Annotated in this window: 20 protein-coding genes; 6 read left to right on the forward strand and 14 right to left on the reverse strand. The window is 73.9% G+C overall.

What is annotated here, in order from left to right; genetic code table 11:
• Positions 1–7 precede the first annotated feature (7 nt).
• Positions 8–1,168 carry a flavodoxin-dependent (E)-4-hydroxy-3-methylbut-2-enyl-diphosphate synthase gene (gene ispG / locus GGQ55_RS02630; RefSeq protein ID WP_218859136.1) on the reverse strand — a complete coding sequence of 387 codons (1,161 nt, stop codon included), beginning with the start codon at positions 1,166–1,168 and terminating at the stop codon, positions 8–10.
• Positions 1,169–1,285: 117 nt separating this feature from the next.
• Between ispG and GGQ55_RS02635 the strand changes: the two genes are divergently transcribed.
• Entirely contained in the window at positions 1,286–2,659 is a 1,374-nt protein-coding gene (locus GGQ55_RS02635; protein WP_179714984.1) for a hypothetical protein, read from the forward strand.
• Positions 2,660–2,723: 64 nt separating this feature from the next.
• Here the strand turns inward: GGQ55_RS02635 and GGQ55_RS02640 are convergent, their stop codons facing one another.
• Both GGQ55_RS02640 and dxr read right to left on the reverse strand, forming a co-directional pair.
• Positions 2,724–4,013, reverse strand: coding sequence for a M50 family metallopeptidase (locus GGQ55_RS02640; protein ID WP_246323753.1), 1,290 nt, complete (start codon positions 4,011–4,013; stop codon positions 2,724–2,726).
• A gap of 88 nt (positions 4,014–4,101) precedes the next feature.
• Complete coding sequence (gene dxr, locus GGQ55_RS02645) at positions 4,102–5,298, reverse strand: 1-deoxy-D-xylulose-5-phosphate reductoisomerase (protein WP_179714985.1); 1,197 nt, start codon at positions 5,296–5,298, stop codon at positions 4,102–4,104.
• 68 nt (positions 5,299–5,366) lie between these two features.
• Here dxr and GGQ55_RS02650 point away from each other — a divergent pair, with 68 nt between their 5' ends.
• On the forward strand, positions 5,367–5,678 hold the full coding sequence (locus GGQ55_RS02650) for a DUF2631 domain-containing protein (protein WP_179714986.1): 312 nt from the start codon (positions 5,367–5,369) through the stop codon (positions 5,676–5,678).
• Positions 5,679–5,804: 126 nt separating this feature from the next.
• On the opposite strand, the gene GGQ55_RS02655 is transcribed toward GGQ55_RS02650, so the two are convergent.
• The 3 genes from GGQ55_RS02655 to GGQ55_RS02665 all read right to left on the reverse strand — a co-directional run bounded on the left by GGQ55_RS02655 (position 5,805) and on the right by GGQ55_RS02665 (position 8,176).
• The gene (locus GGQ55_RS02655; RefSeq protein ID WP_179714987.1) at positions 5,805–6,521 is read right to left on the reverse strand and encodes a VIT1/CCC1 transporter family protein; all 717 of its coding nucleotides are present in this window, start codon (positions 6,519–6,521) and stop codon (positions 5,805–5,807) included.
• Positions 6,518–7,693, reverse strand: coding sequence for a dual-specificity RNA methyltransferase RlmN (gene rlmN, locus GGQ55_RS02660; RefSeq protein ID WP_179714988.1), 1,176 nt, complete (start codon positions 7,691–7,693; stop codon positions 6,518–6,520). The genes GGQ55_RS02655 and rlmN overlap by 4 nt, the downstream gene beginning before the upstream one ends.
• A gap of 84 nt (positions 7,694–7,777) precedes the next feature.
• Positions 7,778–8,176 carry a hypothetical protein gene (locus tag GGQ55_RS02665; protein ID WP_179714989.1) on the reverse strand — a complete coding sequence of 133 codons (399 nt, stop codon included), beginning with the start codon at positions 8,174–8,176 and terminating at the stop codon, positions 7,778–7,780.
• Between the two features lie 141 nt (positions 8,177–8,317).
• On the opposite strand from GGQ55_RS02665, the gene GGQ55_RS02670 reads away from it, so the two are divergent.
• Positions 8,318–9,460 (forward strand): sensor histidine kinase, encoded by a 1,143-nt coding sequence (locus GGQ55_RS02670; protein WP_179714990.1) that lies wholly within the window; start codon positions 8,318–8,320, stop codon positions 9,458–9,460.
• On the forward strand, positions 9,457–10,122 hold the full coding sequence (locus GGQ55_RS02675) for a response regulator (RefSeq protein WP_179714991.1): 666 nt from the start codon (positions 9,457–9,459) through the stop codon (positions 10,120–10,122). The genes GGQ55_RS02670 and GGQ55_RS02675 overlap by 4 nt, the downstream gene beginning before the upstream one ends.
• Here GGQ55_RS02675 and GGQ55_RS02680 read toward each other — a convergent pair.
• The gene (locus tag GGQ55_RS02680) at positions 10,096–11,052 is read right to left on the reverse strand and encodes a hypothetical protein (RefSeq protein ID WP_179714992.1); all 957 of its coding nucleotides are present in this window, start codon (positions 11,050–11,052) and stop codon (positions 10,096–10,098) included. The two genes, GGQ55_RS02675 and GGQ55_RS02680, sit on opposite strands and share 27 nt — an antisense overlap.
• A 130-nt stretch (positions 11,053–11,182) precedes the next feature.
• Between GGQ55_RS02680 and GGQ55_RS02685 the strand changes: the two genes are divergently transcribed.
• The gene (locus tag GGQ55_RS02685) at positions 11,183–11,947 is read left to right on the forward strand and encodes a polyphosphate kinase 2 family protein (RefSeq protein ID WP_179714993.1); all 765 of its coding nucleotides are present in this window, start codon (positions 11,183–11,185) and stop codon (positions 11,945–11,947) included.
• A 12-nt stretch (positions 11,948–11,959) separates the two neighbouring features.
• Here GGQ55_RS02685 and GGQ55_RS02690 read toward each other — a convergent pair whose 3' ends face one another.
• Genes GGQ55_RS02690 through GGQ55_RS02705 form a run of 4 tightly spaced genes read right to left on the reverse strand, consistent with a single transcriptional unit; the run spans position 11,960 to position 14,658 of the window.
• Positions 11,960–12,394: a YybH family protein gene (locus GGQ55_RS02690; RefSeq protein ID WP_218859138.1), complete on the reverse strand. Its 435-nt coding sequence runs from the start codon at positions 12,392–12,394 to the stop codon at positions 11,960–11,962.
• Positions 12,391–12,987, reverse strand: a complete 597-nt coding sequence (locus tag GGQ55_RS02695) for a TIGR03086 family metal-binding protein (RefSeq protein WP_179714994.1) — start codon at positions 12,985–12,987, stop codon at positions 12,391–12,393. The genes GGQ55_RS02690 and GGQ55_RS02695 overlap by 4 nt, the downstream gene beginning before the upstream one ends.
• 37 nt (positions 12,988–13,024) lie before the next feature.
• Positions 13,025–13,681: a TrmH family RNA methyltransferase gene (locus tag GGQ55_RS02700; protein WP_179714995.1), complete on the reverse strand. Its 657-nt coding sequence runs from the start codon at positions 13,679–13,681 to the stop codon at positions 13,025–13,027.
• Complete coding sequence (locus GGQ55_RS02705) at positions 13,681–14,658, reverse strand: DUF2332 domain-containing protein (protein WP_179714996.1); 978 nt, start codon at positions 14,656–14,658, stop codon at positions 13,681–13,683. The genes GGQ55_RS02700 and GGQ55_RS02705 overlap by 1 nt, the downstream gene beginning before the upstream one ends.
• A gap of 19 nt (positions 14,659–14,677) precedes the next feature.
• Here GGQ55_RS02705 and GGQ55_RS02710 point away from each other — a divergent pair, with 19 nt between their 5' ends.
• Positions 14,678–15,793, forward strand: a complete 1,116-nt coding sequence (locus GGQ55_RS02710) for a GNAT family N-acetyltransferase (RefSeq protein WP_366488598.1) — start codon at positions 14,678–14,680, stop codon at positions 15,791–15,793.
• Here the strand turns inward: GGQ55_RS02710 and GGQ55_RS02715 are convergent.
• The 3 genes from GGQ55_RS02715 to pyrH form a co-directional block, all read right to left on the reverse strand.
• The gene (locus tag GGQ55_RS02715; protein WP_179714998.1) at positions 15,760–16,863 is read right to left on the reverse strand and encodes a phosphatidate cytidylyltransferase; all 1,104 of its coding nucleotides are present in this window, start codon (positions 16,861–16,863) and stop codon (positions 15,760–15,762) included. The two genes, GGQ55_RS02710 and GGQ55_RS02715, sit on opposite strands and share 34 nt — an antisense overlap.
• Positions 16,864–16,882: 19 nt before the next feature.
• Positions 16,883–17,440: a ribosome recycling factor gene (frr, locus tag GGQ55_RS02720; RefSeq protein ID WP_179714999.1), complete on the reverse strand. Its 558-nt coding sequence runs from the start codon at positions 17,438–17,440 to the stop codon at positions 16,883–16,885.
• A 67-nt stretch (positions 17,441–17,507) separates the two neighbouring features.
• Positions 17,508–18,278, reverse strand: a complete 771-nt coding sequence (gene pyrH / locus GGQ55_RS02725) for a UMP kinase (protein ID WP_436277816.1) — start codon at positions 18,276–18,278, stop codon at positions 17,508–17,510.
• Between the last annotated feature and the right edge of the window lie 127 nt (positions 18,279–18,405).

The following is an 18,405-nucleotide window of genomic DNA, read 5'->3' on the forward strand; positions in this document are numbered from 1 at the left end:
GGGGCGCTCAGGAGACGGTGACGATCGGCGCGCCCGCGGGGGCGTCGTCCCCCGCCTGCTCGCCGGCCAGCCGCAGCGCCTCCTCGATGAGCGTCTCGACGATCTGCGACTCGGGCACGGTCTTGATCACCTCGCCCTTGACGAAGATCTGCCCCTTGCCGTTGCCCGAGGCGACCCCCAGGTCGGCCTCGCGGGCCTCGCCGGGACCGTTGACCACGCAGCCCATCACCGCCACCCGCAGCGGGACCTCCATGCCCTCCAGGCCGGCGGTGACCTCGTTGGCGAGGGTGTAGACGTCGACCTGGGCACGGCCGCAGGACGGGCAGCTGACGATCTCCAGGCCGCGCTGGCGCAGGTTCAGCGACTCGAGGATCTGGGTGCCGACCTTGACCTCCTCCACCGGCGGCGCCGACAGGGAGACGCGGATCGTGTCGCCGATGCCCTGGGAGAGCAGCGCGCCGAAGGCCACGGCGGACTTGATCGTGCCCTGGAACGCGGGACCGGCCTCGGTGACGCCCAGGTGCAGCGGGTAGTCGCACTGCGCGGCGAGCAGCTCGTAGGCGCGCACCATGACGACCGGGTCGTTGTGCTTGACCGAGATCTTGATGTCGCGGAAGTCGTGCTCCTCGAACAGCGAGCACTCCCACAGCGCCGACTCGACCAGCGCCTCCGGCGTGGCCCTGCCGTACTTGGCGAGCAGCCGCTTGTCCAGCGAGCCGGCGTTGACGCCGATCCGGATCGGGATGCCGGCGTCCTTGGCCGCCTTGGCGATCTCGCCGACCTTGTCGTCGAACTTCTTGATGTTGCCGGGGTTGACGCGGACGGCGGCGCAGCCGGCGTCGATGGCCGCGAAGACGTACCGCGGCTGGAAGTGGATGTCGGCGATCACCGGGATCTGCGAGTGCCGGGCGATCTCGGGCAGCGCCTCGGCGTCGTCGGTGTCCGGGACGGCGACGCGCACGATCTGGCAGCCGGCCGCGGTCAGCTCGGCGATCTGCTGGAGCGTGGCGTTGACGTCGGCGGTCTTCGTCGTCGTCATCGACTGCACGCTGACCGGGAAGTCGCTGCCGACGCCGACGCCACCGACGTCCAGCTGCCGGGTCGTGCGACGCGGGGCCAGCACGGGTGGGGGCGCCGCGGGCATACCGAGGTCGACGGGGATCGCCATGGGTCCCAGTATCCCTCGCACGACCCCTGGTGCAGGTGGAGCGGGTGTGACCTGCACGGTCCGGGACCGGCGCGTTCCGCAGCCGGACCCACGGCGCGCCTGCTTACCGTCCCGCCCATGACCCTGGACCCCACGGGCGCGAACGTCGCCTCCACCGCCGGCGTGGTCGTGCTCCTCGCCGCCGTCATGTTCCTCATCGGCGGCAGCCGGCTGGGCTGGTTGGTCGGGGTGCGCAAGGACGCCCCGTTCCTGTTCAACCCGACCGGCGTCCGCTCGATCAGCGCGGTCGGCGGTTACGGCGCCCTGCTCGTCGCCGTCTGGGGGCTGACCTACGCGGTGGTCGCGCCGCTCGCCGAGACCAGCGCGCTGCCCGTCCAGACCGGGTTCGCCGCCGCCGGCGGCGTGCTCGCGCTGACCGGGGTCCGCTTCTCCCGCTTCATCACCTTCCTGCTGGGCGGCCGCACCGCCGTCGAGGGGGCGCTCGGGCGCGACGAGATCGTCCCGGTCGACGACATCGGTGACGACGTCGACCTCGCCGCGGCCGTGGCGGCCTGCCGCCGGGGAGAGTGGCGCCCGGCCGCGGCCCTGCTGTCGGCCACCGGCGACGACGACGTGCGCAGCGACCGGCTGCAGGCCCTCGTCTGGGCCTCGGTGCTGGACGGCCAGTGGGTCGAGGAGTGGCTGGCCGCCTCCCCGCAGGACCCGCTGGTGACCCTGGCGCGCGCCGAGCTGGCGCTGACCCGGGCCTGGCACGCGCGCGGGGCGGCCGGCGCCGAGCAGACCTCCGCCGAGCAGTTCCGGGCCTTCGAGGCCGGCCTGACCCAGGCGCAGCGGCTGGCCGAGCGGGCCGTCGAGCTGGCGCCCGCCGACCCCGGCCCCTGGGCGACGCTGGTGGAGATGGCCCGCGGGCAGCAGATCTCGCAAGAGGAGTTCCAGCGGCGCATGGACGGCCTGTTCGAGCGGGCGCCGCACCACGTGCGGGGCTCGCACGCGGTGCTGCAGACCCTCTGCGCCAAGTGGCTGGGCTCGACCGAGCTGATGTTCGACGCCGCGCGCGGGCTGGCGGCGGACGCCCCGGAGGGGTCGGCCGTCTGCCTGCTGCCGGTCCTGGCCCACGTGGAGCACCACCTCGAGCTGGAGACCGGCGCCGGTGGGCCCGGGCGCGCCGCCCGGCACATGACGGCGGGGGCCACCCGCACCGAGCTGCGCGAGTGCGTGCGGCGCTGGCTGGGCGGCCACGAGGGCCCGCAGCCGGGTGGCCGGCTCATGGCGCACAACATCGCCGCGTACGCGTTCTGGCTGGCCGACTCCCCGGACGACGCCCGGCCGCACCTGGAGGAGATCGGCCGCTCGGTGACCGAGTTCCCGTGGGTCTACACCGGCGAGCCCGGCGAGGTGCTGGGAGTTGCCCGCCGCTGGGCCGGCCTCCCGGTCGTCGCGCCGATCAGCGGGTCGCGGCCGGCCGACGTCGAGCCGTTCAGCGCAGGCTGACCGCCGCCACGCCGACCCGACGGAGGCCCAGGACGCAGGAATCCTGCGTCCTGGGCCTCCGTCGTCAGCCGATGGTGATCGGGTTGACGATGTCGGCGATCACCAGCAGCGCCGAGAGCACGAGGAACACCCCGGCCACGGCATAGGCGACCGGCATCAGCCGCGCGATGTCGAACGGGCCGGGATCGGGCCGGCCGCGCATCCGCGCGATCCCCGCCCGCGCCCGTTCGTACAAGGCGCCGGCGATGTGCCCCCCGTCGAGCGGGTAGATCGGCAGCAGGTTGAACAGGAAGAGCACCAGGTTGATCGAGGCCAGCAGGCTCAGAAACAGGCTGAGCTTCTGCGTCCCGGTGAAGTCCTGCTCGGCGAAGACCTCGCCGGAGATGCGCCCGACACCGACGACGCCGACCGGGCCATTCGGGTCGCGCTTCTCACCGAGGAACGCCGCCCGGAACACCTGCGGGATCCGCTCGGGGATCTGCACCAGCTTCTGCACCGACTGGGAGATGATCATCCCGAAGTAGCCGGGCACGTCGCCGACGGACTGCCGCGCGAACCCGGCGGTGGGGCTGACCCCGAGGAAGCCGGCGGTCTCGGTGTCGCTGCTGCCGGCCTCGACGTAGACGGTGTTCTCGATCGGGGTGACGGTCACGTCGCGGCGCTCGCCGTCCCGTTCGATGGTCAGGACGACGGGCTTGCCCGGCGAGCTGCGGATCTCCTCCTGCACCGTCGTCCAGCTGTCGAACGCGTCCCTGTCCAGCGGCGTGCCGCCGATGGCGACGATCGTGTCGCCGGGGCGCAGCCCGGCCGCGGCCGCGGGGCTCTCCTGGGGCTTCGCGCAGTTCGCCTCGCCCAGGGTGCACTTCTCGCCCAGGTGCGCGCCCGACGTGATGATCGGCTCGTCGCAGGCGTTCTGGTCGGCGGCCGTCGCGGCGCCGGCGGGCAGCACGCAGGCCGGCACGCTGGACAGCCGGGTCGTGTAGACGTTGGTGCCCACGGCGGTGAGGACGACGGCGAAGAACACCACGGCCAGCACCAGGTTGTGGAACGGCCCGGCGAACATGACGATGACGCGCTGCCACCAGGGCTTGCCGTAGAAGACGCGGTTCTCGTCGCCGGGGCGGATGTCGTTGAGCGCCTGCCCGCGGACCTCGGCGATGAACTTGCGCATCCGCGTGGCGCGCTTGCTCTCCCCCTCCTCGGCCGGCGGGATCATGCCGACGATGCGGATGTAGCCGCCCAGCGGCACGGCCTTGACGCCGTACTCCGTCTCGCCCTTGGTGCGGGAGAACACGGTCGGGCCGAACCCGACCATGAACTGCGGCACGCGCATGCCGAACTTCCGGGCCCACATGAAGTGGCCGAACTCGTGGAAGCCGATGGAGAAGAGCAGGCCGAGCGCGAAGGCGACGATCCCCAGGACGGTCAGCAGAGCGGACAGGTCAGCCTCCGGCGATGGCAGCGCGGGCGTGCTCCCGGGCCCACTTCTCCGCGGCCAGCACGTCCTCCACGCACGTGGGTGCGCCGAGCTCCGGCGCGGCGTCGAGGGTACGCGCGACGACCTGCACGATGGCTGAGAACGCGAGCCGACCTGCCAGGAAAGCGGCCACCGCCTCCTCGTTGGCCGCGTTGAACATCGCGGGCACCACGCCGCCCGCCTCGCCGGCCCGCCGGGCCAGCCCGACGGCGGGGAACGCCTCGGTGTCGAGCGGGAAGAACTCCCAGCTGCCGGCCTGCGTCCAGTCCAGCGCCGGCTGGACCACCGGCAGCCGGTCGGGCCAGGCGAGCGCCAGCGCGATCGGCAGCCGCATGTCCGGCGGGCTGGCCTGGGCGATCGTCGCGCCGTCGGCGAAGGTCACCATCGAGTGCACGATCGACTGCGGGTGGACGACGACGTCGATGTCGGAGTACGGGACGCCGAAGAGCAGGTGCGCCTCGATCAGCTCGAGGCCCTTGTTGACCAGGGTCGCGGAGTTGACGGTGACGACCGGACCCATGGCCCAGGTGGGGTGGGCGAGGGCGTCCTCGACGGTGACCCCTTCCAGCTCGGCGGCGCTGCGCCCGCGGAACGGCCCCCCGCTGGCGGTGAGCACGAGCCGGGCCACCTCGCCGCGCGCGCCACCGCGCAGGCACTGGGCCAGGGCGGAGTGCTCGGAGTCGACCGGCACGAGCTGGCCCGGCTTCGCCGCGGCGGTGACGAGGTCTCCACCGGCGACCAGCGACTCCTTGTTGGCCAGGGCGACGGTGTTGCCCGCGTGCAGGGCGGACAGCGTCGGGCCGAGGCCGATCGACCCGGTGATCCCGTTGAGGACGACGTCGGCCGGCCGGGAGGCGAGCTCCTCGGCCGCACGCGGCCCGGCGAGGATCTCCGGCAGGGCGTACTCCCCCTTCGCCCAGCCGCGCTGCTGCGCGGCGGCGTAGAAGGCCAGCTGCAGGTCCTGCGCGGCGGTGGCCTTGGCGACGGCGACCGTGCGGACGCCGAGCGTCAGCGCCTGGTCGGCGAGGCGGGCGACGTCCCCACCACCGGCCGCCAGCGCGGTGATCCGCAGCCGGTCGGGGTTCTGCTGTGCGACTTGGATCGCCTGGGTGCCGATCGAGCCGGTCGAGCCGAGGACGGTCACCTCTCGAGGAGCGCTCACGCCCCCGATCCTCCCCGACGGCACGCCGCGCCGTACCCGACGGTTTCCGCGGGGTCGGTGCTGGCAAGATGACCACCGTGGTCCAGGAAACGCGCCCCGCGACCCAGCGGGTCAACCAGCCCGGTCGCGAAGAAGCGGTCGTCCGCGCCGGGGAGCACCCGGTCGAGCACGAGCGGCCCGAGGACTGGGGCTGGCACGGCGAGATGGGCAAGTGGGGCCGCCGCACCTGGTTCCTGGGCCCGCTGGCGATCCTCGCGTTCCTGTTCGGCAACCACCAGGGCAAGGTCGAGGACATCTGGCTGGTCGTCATCGCCGCGCTGATGGTCGTCGTCTTCCTCTACGACCGGGTCCGCCGCAAGAACGCCTGGCGCGCCAAGTAGGAGACGCCGCCAACAGGCCTCGGCGGCCGACCCCCGCTCGTGCGGGGTTCCGCAGGGTCGTGCGGTCCTGCACGACCGCACATGCCTCGACAACTCCGCAGGACCGTGCGCGGTCGAGCGATGCCGCTAGCCGGGTGCCGAGCCGATCGCCAGGCCGATCAGGTAGGTCGCACCGGCCGCGATCGCGCCGAACAGCAGCTGCCGCATCCCGGCGAACCACCACGGGCGCGGCGTGAACCGCGACGACAGCGCGCCGGCGACGAACAGCCCGATGCCGCCGGAGACCAGCGCCGGCCACAGCACCGAGAGCCCGAGCAGGTAGGGCAGCAGCGGGAAGATCGCGCCGGTCGAGAAGGTCAGCAGCGAGGAGACCGCCGCCGTCCGCGGAGAAGGCTTGTCCTCGGGGCTGAGCCCGATCTCGGCCACGATGTGCAGCTGCAGCGCCGCCTCGCGGTCGCGGTGCAGCTGCTCGGCGACCTCGTCGGCGAGGGCCGCGTCGACGCCGCGGGAGCGGATCATCTCCGCCAGCTCCTCGACCTCGCCCCGCGGGTTGCGCTCCATCTCGGCCCGCTCCCGGGCGACCTCGAGGTCGAGCTGCTCGTTCTGCGTCTTCACCGACGTGTACTCGCCCAGCGCCATCGAGATGGCGCCCGAGATCAGCCCGGCGAACCCGGTGAGCACGATGGCGTGCGAGGAGACCCCGCCCCCGCCGACGCCGGCCACCAGGGCGGTGTTGCTGACCAGCCCGTCCATCGCGCCGAAGACTGCGGCGCGCAGCCAGCCGCCGGAGACGTCGGCGTGGGTGTGGCCGTGGGCCTCGGTGGTGGCCGCCTGCTCGGTCACTGGTCGGCTTCCGCGCCGAGCTCCACCGGGGGCTCCACCGACGGCGTCGGGACGGCGACCGCCGGCACGCCCTCGACGCGATCGGCGGCGGCGAGCTGGCCGCAGGCGCCGTCGATCTCCTGGCCCCGGGTGTCGCGGATCGTCGTCGCCACCCCGGCGGCGCGCAGCCGCGCCACGAACTCGCGCTGCGCCGGCAGCGGGCTGGCGTCCCACTTGCTGCCCGGGGTCGGGTTGAGCGGGATGAGGTTGACGTGCGCGAGCCGGTCGGCCAGCAGCCGGCCGAGCAGGTCGGCCCGCTCCGGCTGGTCGTTGACGTCGCGGATGAGCGCGTACTCGATCGAGTAGCGGCGGCCGGTGCGCGCGGCGTAGGCGTCGGCCGCCTCGATCACCTCGGTGACCGTGTAGCGGGTGTTGATCGGCACGAGGGTGTCGCGCAGCTCGTCGTCCGGCGCGTGCAGGCTCACCGCGAGGGTGACGTGCAGCCCTTCCTCGGTCAGCCGGCGGATGCCGGGCACGAGCCCGACGGTGGAGACGGTGACCGACCGCTGCGACAGCCCGAGCCCGTGGGGGGCGGGGGTGAGCAGCGCGTCGAGCGTCTTGCGCACCCGCGGGTAGTTGGCCAGCGGCTCGCCCATGCCCATGAAGACGACGTTGGACAGCCGCCCCGGCCCGCCGGGGATCTCGCCGTTCGCCATCGCGGCGGCGGCCGCGACCGCCTGGCCGATGATCTCGGCGGCGGACAGGTTGCGGGTCAGGCCCTGCTGGCCGGTGGCGCAGAACGGGCAGGCCATGCCGCAGCCGGCCTGGCTGGAGATGCACACCGTGGCCCGGTCCGGGTAGCGCATGAGGACGCTCTCGACCAGCGCGCCGTCGTGCAGCCGCCACAGCGTCTTGCGGGTGCGGCCGCCGTCGGCCGACAGGTGCCGCACGGGCGTGAGCAGGCCCGGGAGCAGCGCCGCCGTCAGGTCCTCCCGGACGGCGGCCGGCAGGTCGGTCATCTGCGCCGGGTCGCTGACGCCCCGGTAGAAGTGCCGGGCGAGCTGGTCGGCGCGGAAGGCCGGCTGACCGAGCTCGGTCACCGCGGCCCGGGCCTCCTCGCGGGTGAGGTCGGCGAGGTGGCGCGGCGGCTTGCCGCGGCGGGGGGCGTCGAAGACGAGGGGCAGGGCAGTCATGGCGCCCCCCATCGTCCCATCCGGGCGCCCACGACGGCGGGCCCCGAGGGGAAGCTCACTCCCCGGGGCCCGCTGCCGGTGCGGTCAGGCCGTGCGGCGCGGGCGGCTCGCCGCCGCGACGAGGGCCAGCAGGACCAGCGTCGTCACGGTGAAACCGATCGCCTCGGGCTCGTCGTAGACGAAGAACTTGACCACGCTGAAGGCCACGTCGGCGACGGCGAGACCGACGGTGAACGGCAGGACGCGGGCGTCGCGACCCAGGCGGGCGGCGATCACCAGATAGCCGACGGCGATCACGTAGGACCACACGCCGACCGACCAGTCGCCGATGCCCTGCGGGTCACCGCCCTGGGCGGCTGTGGCGAAGAACAAGAAGTAGGTGGTCGAGCTCAGCTTGAGCACGCCGAAGAGCCCGGCGAGGACGCGGGTGACGGCGACGAGGACCGGGCGGTCGGTGGCCGGCCGGGCGAGGGTGGTGGTCACGGGAACTCCTGGAGAGGGGATCGGCGAGTGCGGCGGGAACGCTAGGGAGCCGCGACGCCGACGCCATCGACCCGAAGGCGGCTTCTCCGCTCAGCCCTGAGGCTGATGGCAGCGGGGCTCCGCCGCCCTACGCTCCCGCTCGTGGACCGGTCCGCGCGCTCCTGGGCCCGACCGCCGCGGGCCGACGTGCTCCTGGCGGCGGGCTTCCTCGCCGTCTCCCTCGTGCAGGTGGCGGTCGCGCCGATCGCCGGGGCTGCCCTCTCCGTGCTGGTGGCCGTCGTCTCCACCGTCCCGCTTGCGTGGCGGCGGGTGTTCCCGGCGGCCGCGGCGCTGGTGGGCACCGCCGTCTGGCTGATCCCGACGCCCGGGGGCTACCTGCTGCTCGGCTACGTCGTCGCCGTCCTGCTCTTCTACTCCCTCGGTGCGCACGACCCGGTGCGCTGGCGGGTCGCCACCGTGACCGCGGTCGGCGTGCTCATCAGCGTCGTCGGCACCCTGCTCGGGCCGGACGTCTGGCAGGCCTCGATCGGCGCCGCGCTCGCGGTGGCCGCGCCGGCGGTGGCCGGCGTGCTGGTCGCCGAGCACCGCGCCCAGAACGCGCGGCTGCGGGAGCTCACCGCGCAGCTCGTGCACGAGCGGGCGGCCGCCGAGCGCGCCGCCGCCGCCGAGGAGCGCACCCGCATCGCCCGCGAGCTGCACGACGTGATCGGGCACGAGATCACCGTGATCGCGCTGCAGGCGGACGCCGCGGCGGCGGCTCTCGCCCGCGCACCGGAGCGGGCCGCCGTCCCGGTCGACCGGATCCGGGAGGCTGCCGCCCGCACGCTCACCGAGATGCGCCGGGTGGTGGGCCTGCTGCGCGACCCCGACGAGGGGAACGGCGTGCTGCGCCCGCAGCCCGGGCTGGCGGAGATCCCCGACCTGGTGCAGTCGGCGCGCACCGGCGGGACGCAGATCGACCTCCGGTTCCGCCTCCCGGAGCCGCTGCCGCCGCCGAGCCTCCAGCTGGCCGCGTTCCGCGTCGTCCAGGAGGCGCTCACCAACGCCCGGCGGCACGCGCCCGGCGCTCCGGTGCGGGTGCGGGTGGACGGCGACGGGCCCGCGCTGATCGTCGAGGTGCACAGCGGCGGGGCCGTCCCCGACCGGCGGGCGGACGGTGGCCACGGGCTGGTCGGGATGCGCGAGCGGGTGCGCATGCACGGCGGCTCGCTTTCGGCCGGCGCGGTGCCCGACGGCTTCCTGGTCCGCGCCCGGCTGCCGCTGCCCGTGGAGGCGCTGACGTGACCTCGGTGGTGCTCGTCGACGACCAGGCGCTGGTCCGCGACGGGCTGCGGCTGATCCTCGAGCTGGCCGGCATCGACGTGCTCGGTGAGGCGGCCGACGGCGCCGAGGGCGTGCGGGTGGTCGAGCAGACGCGTCCGGACGTCGTCCTGATGGACCTGCGGATGCCCCGCATGGACGGCGTGGAGGCCACCGGCCGGCTGGTGGCGGCCGGCTGCCCGAGCCGGATCCTCGTGCTGACCACCTTCGACGGCGAGGAGCACACCTACGCGGCGCTGCGGGCCGGCGCGGCCGGCTTCCTGCTCAAGGACGTCGGCGGCGAGCGGCTGGTGGCCGCGGTCGAGGCGGCGGCGCACGGCGAGATGCCGCTCGCACCCGCGGTGGTGGCGCGCCTGGTCGCCTCCTACGTGCAGCGCCCCCCGGCCGACACCCGGTCGCGGCTGACGCCGCTCAGCGAGCGCGAGGTCGAGGTGCTGGGCCTGGTCGGCGCGGGCCGGTCCAACCCGGAGATCGCCCACGACCTGTTCATCTCGCTGGCCACGGTCAAGACGCACGTCCGGCACATCCTGGCCAAGCTCGACCTGCGCGACCGCGCGCAGGCGATCGTGCTGGCGCACGAGTGCGGGCTGGTCGAGGCGCTACCGCGCGGCGCGGCCCGCGGCTGAGGTCGTCGGCGGCGGCGTCGACTCGTCGGTGACCTGCCCCGGGTCGGACGAGGTCGACGTCGGGCCGCCCGTGTCGGTCGGCGAGGCGTCGGTCGGTGAGGCGTCGGTGGGTGAGGCATCGGTCGACGTGGTCGTCGGCGTGGTCGTCGTCGTGGGCGCGGCCGTGCTCGACTCGGTCGGCGTGCTGGTGTCCGCCGGGTCGTCGTCCATGGGCGGGCCGTCGGTCGGGGGCAGATCCGGCGTCACGACGGGTGGCGGTGGCGGCGGGGTCGTGTCGACCTGCGCGGCTGCCGTGGTCCGCTGGGCCTGCACGGCGCGCGCGGAGGGCGCCGGCGCGACCGGGGTCGTGGGCGACGGCGTCTCGGTGGGGATCGTGGTCGTGGGCGGCGTCGTGGTCGAGCGCGGGCGGAGGGTCGGCAGCGACGGCGCCGCCGTCGTCGTCCCGACGGTCGGCTCGGCAGCGTGCTGCTCGGAGGCGGGGGTGGCGCCCCACGAGGTGGCCATCAGGGCCGCGGCGACGAGGGCCGCGGCGACGAACAGGCCGACCAGCACGGCGTTGCGCGCCCTCCGGTGGGGTCGCACCCGGGGTCGGACGACGACGCGCGGCGGCACGTACACGGGAGGCGTCTCGACGTCGGGCTCGTCGACGGCGTCCTGCTCCGGTTCGACGTCGTCCGGCTCGACGACGTCCTCCTCGGCGGGCTCGACGACCGCCTCGACCGCCTCGGGCTCGGCCGGCTCCTCGATCACCGGCTCCTCGACCGCCGGTTCCTCGGGCTCCGGGGTCGGCTCCTCGGCCGTCGGCTCCTCGGCCGTCGGGTCGTCCGGGTCGCCGATCCACTCGGGCAGCCAGGCCTCGTCCCACTCCTCCGCATCGGCCGGCGTGGCGGCCGGCTGCGGCGGATCGGGCGCGGTCTTCTCGTCCGGCATCCGCGCGACTCCTCCTTCTCAGCGACCCCCCGTCACCGCATGCTCACTCGGCGCAATCGATTCATGGTGCCGGAGGACGGCCGCCGGTTCCCGGAGGCGCGACGGAGCCACACCAGCCAGGCTCTGGCGCATGGGCCGGCTCGAGGACGTCGATCTGTCGCACAAGCTCTCCAAGTCCGAGGAGAAGAAGCAGCTCAAGGCCGCGCAGAAGCGCCTCGTGCACCTGCGGCTGCTGCTCGGGGGGCTGATCGGGCCGGGTGAGATCGGTCCGCCGCTGCTCGTGCTGTTCGAGGGGTGGGACGCGTCGGGCAAGGGCGGCGCGATCAAGCGGCTGACCGAGCGGCTGGACCCGCGGCACGTCCGCGTCCGCTCGTTCTCGGCGCCGACGTACGACGAGAAGCGGCACCACTTCCTGTGGCGGTTCTGGCCGGTGCTGCCCGGCTGGGGCGGCATGGCCGTGCTCGACCGCACCTGGTACGGCCGGGTGCTGGTGGAACGGGTGGAGGGCTACGCGCCCGCGGAGGCGTGGCGCCGCGCGTACGGGGAGATCGTCGACCTCGAGGACACCCTCGCCGCCGAGGGCATGATCATCGTCAAGTTCTGGCTGCACCTCTCCCCGCAGGAGCAACTGCGCCGCTTCGAGTCACGGCGCGACGACCCCTACCGGGCGTGGAAGCTCACCGACGAGGACTGGCGCAACCGCGGGAAGCACGAGGAGTACGCAGCCGCGGTCGAGGAGATGATCGAGCGCACCGACACCACCGTCGCGCCGTGGCACGTCATCGCTGCCGAGGACAAGCGCTGGGCCCGCGTCGCCGTCGTCCGCACCGTCTGCGAGGCGATCGAGGCGGCGCTGCACGCACGGGGCATCGACCCCGACCCGCCGCTGCACTGACGGCAGGCACCGTCAGTCGCCGCGCAGGCCCGCCAGGAACGCCGCGGAGTCGTCGACCGGATCGGCGTGCCGGTGCACGATCTTCCACTCGCCGTCCTCGCGCCGGAAGATCGTCGTGCTGCGGAGCACGTACGACGTCGGCTCCGAGCCGGCCACCGACGCGGTCGTCCGCTCGATCGCCAGCAGGTAGGCGAAATCCTCCCCCACGTCGGCGGCCACCACCTCCCACTCGCACGCACTGCAGTTCGCGAAGTTCGAGGCGAGCTTCTCGAACATCGGACCGACCTCGGCCCACCCGGTCCGGTTCATCGCGGCACCGAAGACGGTGACCGGATCGGTGTGCGACCACATCGCGAAGCGGGGGCCGGCGTCGCCGTTGTGCAGCGCCGTCTCGGCCTCGTGGATGCGCGGCAGCATCTCGTCGAGGAACGTCTCGGTGTCGTTCAACGGACCTCCTCCGGGAGGTGGGGGTGGCGGCCCAGCCGGTGCAGCAGCCGGTCCTTGGGTGAGGCGTCGGCCGGGACGTCGCCGTCCGCCGGGGCGAAGGCACGCTGCTGCGGACCGAGGTCGAGATCGGCGGTGGAGTCCAGGAGGAAGGCGACGACGTCGGCGTCGAGGGTCTCGTCGGCGCCGATGGCCCGGGCGAGGTCCCAGGCGTGGACCCCGAGGTCGAGGATCCGCATCGAGAGGAGCTCGCGCCCGGTGCGGTCGCCGGTGACGTGGTGCGTGATGCGCTCGAGCGCGCCGTCCTCGGCGAAGCACGCGAGCATGCCGTCCGCCGTCGTTCCGAAGGACCCCATCGCGTCGTCGCCGAGGTGATCGACGGTGCGCGTCGCCTCGACCTGCTCGGTCGACGCGCCGTGCAGCAGCAGCTGGTAGCGGACAGCGGCTCCGACGACGTGGTTGACCAGCGCGGACACGTCCCACTCGGCGCACGGCGTCGGACGCCGCCAGTCGTCGGGCCCGACGAGCCGCAGCCGCTGGGCGAACCCGTCGATCGCCACCACGAGCAGTTCCCGAGGATCTCTCGACCCGGTCACCGCGGCATCGTCGCACCGTCGACGGCTCCGCGGAGGGCTACGGATGCCCTTCCGGCACCGCGTCCAGATCCGCGTGCCGGCGGATCCAGGCGTGCATGGCGATGCCGGCCGCGACGCCGGCGTTGATCGACCGGGTCGAGCCGAACTGGGCGATCGCGACGGTGAGGTCGGCGGCGGCGCGGGCCTCAGCGGTCAGGCCCGGCCCCTCCTGCCCGAACAGCAGCACACAGCGCTCGGGCAGCTCGACGGTCTCCAGCGGCACCGCGCCGGGGCCGTTGTCGACGGCGACCAGCGCCAGACCCTCGTTCGCAGCCCACGCCGCCAGCTCGGCGACGTCGGCGTGGTGCCGCAGGTGCTGGTACCGGTCGGTCACCATCGCTCCCCGGCGGTTCCAGCGGCGACGGCCGACGATGTGCACCTCGGCGGCGAGGAAGGCGTTCGCCGTGCGGACGACGGTCCCGATGTTGAGGTCGTGGCCGAAGTTCTCGATCGCGACGGAGAACGGGTGCCGCCGGGCATCGAGGTCGGCCACGATCGCCTCGACCGTCCAGTAGCGGTAGCGGTCCACGACGTTGCGCCGGTCACCGTGCGCGAGCAGCTCGGGGTCGTAGCGGGGATCGGTCGGCCAGTCCCCGGGCCAGGGGCCGACGCCGACCGTCGTCCCCCACTCGGTGGGTCCGGGTTCGCCGCTCATCACGCCATCGTCCCCGCGAACCAGTCGATCCGGCCGCCGTGCGGCGCGGTCCACGCGACCGGCCGGCCGTCCAGGGAGAGCAAGAAGCGGCCGCGCGCCTCGCCCGGCGCCAGTGCCTCGACATCGGGCAGCGCGCCGGTCCCCTCCTGGGCGACCCAGCGGACCGGCAGGTCGCGCACCATCTCGGTGAACGCCGCCCGCTCGGCACCGGGCACGTACGGCAGCACCGCGGTGTGGAAGACCACCACGGTCGCACCGGGCGGCGCCGAAGCCACCGCCTCGGGCAGCCGGACCAGGAGGTGGCCGGTGAGCATCCGGGCCGGTTCGCGGGCGGCGATGGCGGTCGCGGCCTCGAGGCGGGCGAGCCGGTCCTCGGCCGCGGGCCCGGGCCAGATCAAGGCCCGCAGCCAGTCGCGGGTGTCCTCGTCCGCAGGGTCGAGCGGGTTGAGGTCGATGCCGGTGCGGGCCACCACCTCCGGCAGCCGGGACGGAACCGGGAGGCCGCCGGTCGTGGTGCAGCGGAGGTGGACCGGGCTCTGGGCTCCCACCCGGACGCCGTCGTAGTCGTAGGAGTACCGATCGGGGTAGAGGCACAGGCCGGCGGAAGCGCCGACCTCGATCAGCGCCAGCGGGCCGGCGATCGCGGCGAGCAGCGGGAGCAGCGCGGCGCAGCGGGCCGCCTCGTTCGTCTGGGTCGCGCGGGCTTGCATCGTGGAGCGCAGCCGGTCGCCGTCGTCGAGCACTGCCCGTCGGAGGTCGTCGATCCCGTCCGGCGTGCCGTGCAGGAACCGCGCGGCGGCGAACAGCAGGTTCGGCTGGCGCTTGCCCGCGGGCAGCCCGCCGAGGAAGGCGAGGACGTCGGGGTCGTCCGCCACGGCGAGCGCGAGCCGGGCGTAGAGCGGGGAAGTCTCCGCCGCCTCCACCTCGGCGAACCGGCGGTACCCGTTCGCGATGCGGTTCCGGTCGTCGGCAGCCATACCGGCAGGATCTCAAGCCGTGCCCGACGGTCCGCTGCTGCACCTGATCGAGCCCGCGTCGTGGCGGGCGGCCCTGTCCGAGGGCGTCCTCCGGCCGCCGTCGCTGGCCGACGTCGGCTTCATCCACCTGTCCACGCCGGAGCAGGCGCACCTGCCCGCGGAACGGCTCTTCCCCGGCAGGCGCGACCTCGCGCTGCTCGTGGTCGACCCGCAGCGGCTGCGCGACCCGGTGCGCTGGGAACCCGGCGTCCCCGAGGACCCGGCGTCCATGCGCTTCCCGCACCTCCACGGACCCCTGCCGACGACCGCCGTGACCGCCGTGGTGCCGTACCGGCCGCCGGCGCCGCCCGTGCTGCCCGGACCCGACGACCCCCTCGGCCGGGCGCTGGCGCTGCAGCTGTCTGTGGCGGTCCGCCGCGCCGCCGACGTCCGCGACGTCCCCGGTGGGGTGGCCGTGAGCGACGCCCGCTTCCCGCGCTCACGGGACGACAACCGGCTGCTGCTCTCCTCCCCTGTCGACGCAGACACCGTCGAGGACACCGCCGCCGGCATGGGGTGGTTCGCTCGGGCCGCCACGCTGCGGTTCCCGGGTGCGGACGACGTCGCACACGAGCTGGCCCAGCGGGGCTGGAGCGTGGAGGAGATCGTGCTCATGGGTCGTCCGGCGACCCAGGTGCCCGGGGGCGAGCGGGCCGAGGTGGTGCCGCAGGAGGTGGTGCACCCGCTGTGGGAGCGCTCGTGGCGGGAGCTGCTCGGCTCCGGTCGGGACGACGTCGTCGCCGAGCTGGTGGACCGCGAGTTCCGCAACGACGCGGTGGTGGCCGTCACCGACGTCGTCGTCCGGGAGGAGGGCCTGGTGGTCGCGGCCGGTCAGCTGCGGGTGGACGGCGGGACCGCGGCGGTCGACTCGGTGCTCACCGACGGGGCGGCCCGCGGCCACGGGCACGCCGGCGCCGTCCTCGCCCGCATCCTCACCCTCGCCGCGGACGCCGGGTGCGACCTCGTCGTCCTCGAGGCGGCCGGGGACGACTGGCCGCGGCACTGGTACGCACGGGCCGGCTTCACCGAGTTGGGGTCGACCTGGGACGTGTTCGCCCCAGCTCAGACGGGGGCGAACACCGACAGCAGCAGGTAGGCGACGGCGGCCGACGGCAGCAGCGAATCGAGCCGGTCCATGATCCCGCCGTGGCCGGGCAGCAGGTGGCCCATGTCCTTGATCCCGAGGTCACGCTTGATCAGCGACTCCCCCAGGTCGCCGATCGTCGCCGACACCGCGATCGCCGTGCCGAAGACGAGGCCGGTCCACCACTCCGCGTGGAAGGCGAGGACGAGGATCAGCGAGGCGCACAGGACGCAGGCCACGATGGACCCGGCCAGGCCCTCCCACGACTTCTTCGGGCTGATGTGCGGCGCCATCGCGTGCTTGCCGAACAGCACCCCGGCCGCGTAGCCGCCGACGTCGTTGCAGACCACCGTGGCGATGAAGACCAGGACGCGGGCGACGCCGTCGTCGGGCACCAGCAGCAGGATGGCGAAGCCGGCCAGGAACGGGACGTAGAGCGCGACGAGCACGCCGGAGGAGGCGTCGCGCAGGTAGTCGCCCGGGCCGTCGGCCAGCCGCCAGAGGACGACCGCGAGCACGGTGAGCAGGAAGCCGACCACCAGACCCGTGGACCCGCGCGTCCAGGCCAGCGCGATCATCGCGACCGCGCCGACGACGACCGGGACCAGCGGCGGCCGGAAGTCGCCGGCCTGGACCGCCCGGGTCAGCTCCAGGACGCCGATGATCACGGCGGCGAGCACGACGACGAGAAACGCCGGCCGGTAGACCAGCAGCGACGCCAGGATGACCGCGCCCAGGCCGAGCCCGACGCCGATCGCCGCGCCGAGGTTGCGCCCGGCGCGCCCGGACGACGGCGGCGGCTCGGGCGGCTGCTCGGTGACCGGTAGCTCCTCGGTGAAGTCCGACGACGGCACCGGAGCCGACGGTTCCGGAGCTGACAGTTCCGGGGCTGACGGTTCCGGCGACGACGGGCGCGCGGCGAACGGAGGCGTGCCGGACGCCGGCGGGGGCGGCGGCGCGGGGCGGGCGCCGACGATCGGGAGGGGACCGGTGTCGTCGGGGGCGTGCTCGGACTGCACCGAGGGCATCCGCACCGTCCCCGGCTCGGGCTGCTCGGGGCGGCGCGCGGCGGGAGAAGTCATGGGAAGAGAACCGGCCGGCTCAGACCTCGAGCAGCTCGCTCTCCTTGTGCTTGACCGCCTCGTCGATCTGGTGGACGTGCTGGGCGGTCAGGTCGTCGAGCTCCTTCTCCGCGCGGCGCACCTCGTCCTCACCCGCCTCGCCGTCCTTGGCGATCCGGTCGAGCTCCTCCTTGGCCCGGCGGCGGACGTTGCGCATGGCCACCTTGGCGTCCTCACCCTTCGAGCGGGCCATCTTGACCAGGTCGCGCCGGCGCTCCTCGGTCAGCTGCGGGAACACGACACGGATGATCTGGCCGTCGTTGGTCGGGTTGACGCCCAGGTCGCTGTCGCGGATGGCCTTCTCGATCGCCGCGAGCTGGCTCATGTCGTAGGGCTTGATGACCGCCATGCGCGCCTCGGGCACGGTGATCGAGGACATCTGCGGCACCGGCGTCATCGCGCCGTAGTAGTCGACCATGATCTTGTTGAACATCGCCGGGGCGGCCCGGCCGGTGCGCACCGAGCCGAGGTCCTCGCGCGCGACCGACAAGGCCTTGTCCAGCCGCTCCTCGGCGTCGAGCAGGGTGTCGTCGATCACGGGTCTCTCCTCCTGCCGGCGGCTCGTTCCGCCGGGTCTCGACTGCGGGTGCTCCGGAGCCGGCCGATCAGGTCGGCTGGCTGATGAGCGTTCCGATCTTCTCACCTGCGACCGCGCGGGCGATGTTGCCGTCGCGCAGCAGGTTGAACACGACGATCGGCATGGAGTTGTCCATGCACAGGCTGATCGCGGTCGCGTCGGCCACCCGCAGCTGCTCGGCGAGCACGGTCGCGTAGTCGAGGTTGTGGTACATCGTGGCGTCGGGGTTGGTGCGCGGGTCGTCGTCATAGACGCCGTCCACCCCGTTCTTGGCCATGAGCAGCACCTGGCAGCCGATCTCCAGGGCGCGCTGCGCGGCCACGGTGTCGGTGGAGAAGTACGGCATGCCGGCGCCCGCGCCGAAGATGACCAGCCGGCCCTTCTCCAGGTGCCGCACCGCCTTGCGCGGGATGTAGGGCTCGGCGACCTGCCCCATGGTGATCGCCGTCTGCACCCGGGTCTCCAGGCCGACCTGCTCGCAGAAGGCCTGCAGGGCCAGCGCGTTCATGACGGTGCCCAGCATGCCCATGTAGTCGGCGTGCCGGCGGTCCATGCCGGCCTGGGCGAGCTCGGCGCCGCGGAAGAAGTTGCCCCCACCGACGACGACGGCGACCTGCGTGCCGCCGTGGACGACGTCGGCGAGCTGCTGGGCGATGTTCTGCACGATCGCGGAGTCCACGCCGACCTTGCCGCCGCCGAACGCCTCACCGGAGAGCTTGAGCAGCACCCGCTTGTAGCCCGCGCCGGCGTCGGCAGGGGCGAAGGCGGTGGGGGCGGACAGCGGAGCGGTCTCGGTCAACGGCTCAATCCCTCACTCGACATCGGTTCCCCGTGATCCTGCCGCACGCCTACCCGAGCGCGACGCGCGACCACCGCTGAACCCGCGCGGGGGCCTTCTGCGAGAACCGGATGTGACGACGACATCG

Source organism: Petropleomorpha daqingensis, assembly GCF_013408985.1.
Taxonomy (GTDB): Bacteria; Actinomycetota; Actinomycetes; order Mycobacteriales; family Geodermatophilaceae; genus Petropleomorpha; species Petropleomorpha daqingensis.

What these genes read in the sequence shown, in the direction of transcription:
- ispG (WP_218859136.1), bottom strand. Translation starts at nt 1,168, where the DNA reads ATGGCGATCCCCGTCGACCTCGGTATGCCCGCGGCGCCCCCACCCGTG.
- GGQ55_RS02635 (WP_179714984.1), top strand. Translation starts at nt 1,286, where the DNA reads ATGACCCTGGACCCCACGGGCGCGAACGTCGCCTCCACCGCCGGCGTG.
- GGQ55_RS02640 (WP_246323753.1), bottom strand. Translation starts at nt 4,013, where the DNA reads ATGTGGGCCCGGAAGTTCGGCATGCGCGTGCCGCAGTTCATGGTCGGG.
- GGQ55_RS02650 (WP_179714986.1), top strand. Translation starts at nt 5,367, where the DNA reads ATGACCACCGTGGTCCAGGAAACGCGCCCCGCGACCCAGCGGGTCAAC.
- rlmN (WP_179714988.1), bottom strand. Translation starts at nt 7,693, where the DNA reads ATGACTGCCCTGCCCCTCGTCTTCGACGCCCCCCGCCGCGGCAAGCCG.
- GGQ55_RS02680 (WP_179714992.1), bottom strand. Translation starts at nt 11,052, where the DNA reads ATGCCGGACGAGAAGACCGCGCCCGATCCGCCGCAGCCGGCCGCCACG.
- GGQ55_RS02685 (WP_179714993.1), top strand. Translation starts at nt 11,183, where the DNA reads ATGGGCCGGCTCGAGGACGTCGATCTGTCGCACAAGCTCTCCAAGTCC.
- GGQ55_RS02700 (WP_179714995.1), bottom strand. Translation starts at nt 13,681, where the DNA reads ATGAGCGGCGAACCCGGACCCACCGAGTGGGGGACGACGGTCGGCGTC.
- GGQ55_RS02705 (WP_179714996.1), bottom strand. Translation starts at nt 14,658, where the DNA reads ATGGCTGCCGACGACCGGAACCGCATCGCGAACGGGTACCGCCGGTTC.
- GGQ55_RS02715 (WP_179714998.1), bottom strand. Translation starts at nt 16,863, where the DNA reads ATGACTTCTCCCGCCGCGCGCCGCCCCGAGCAGCCCGAGCCGGGGACG.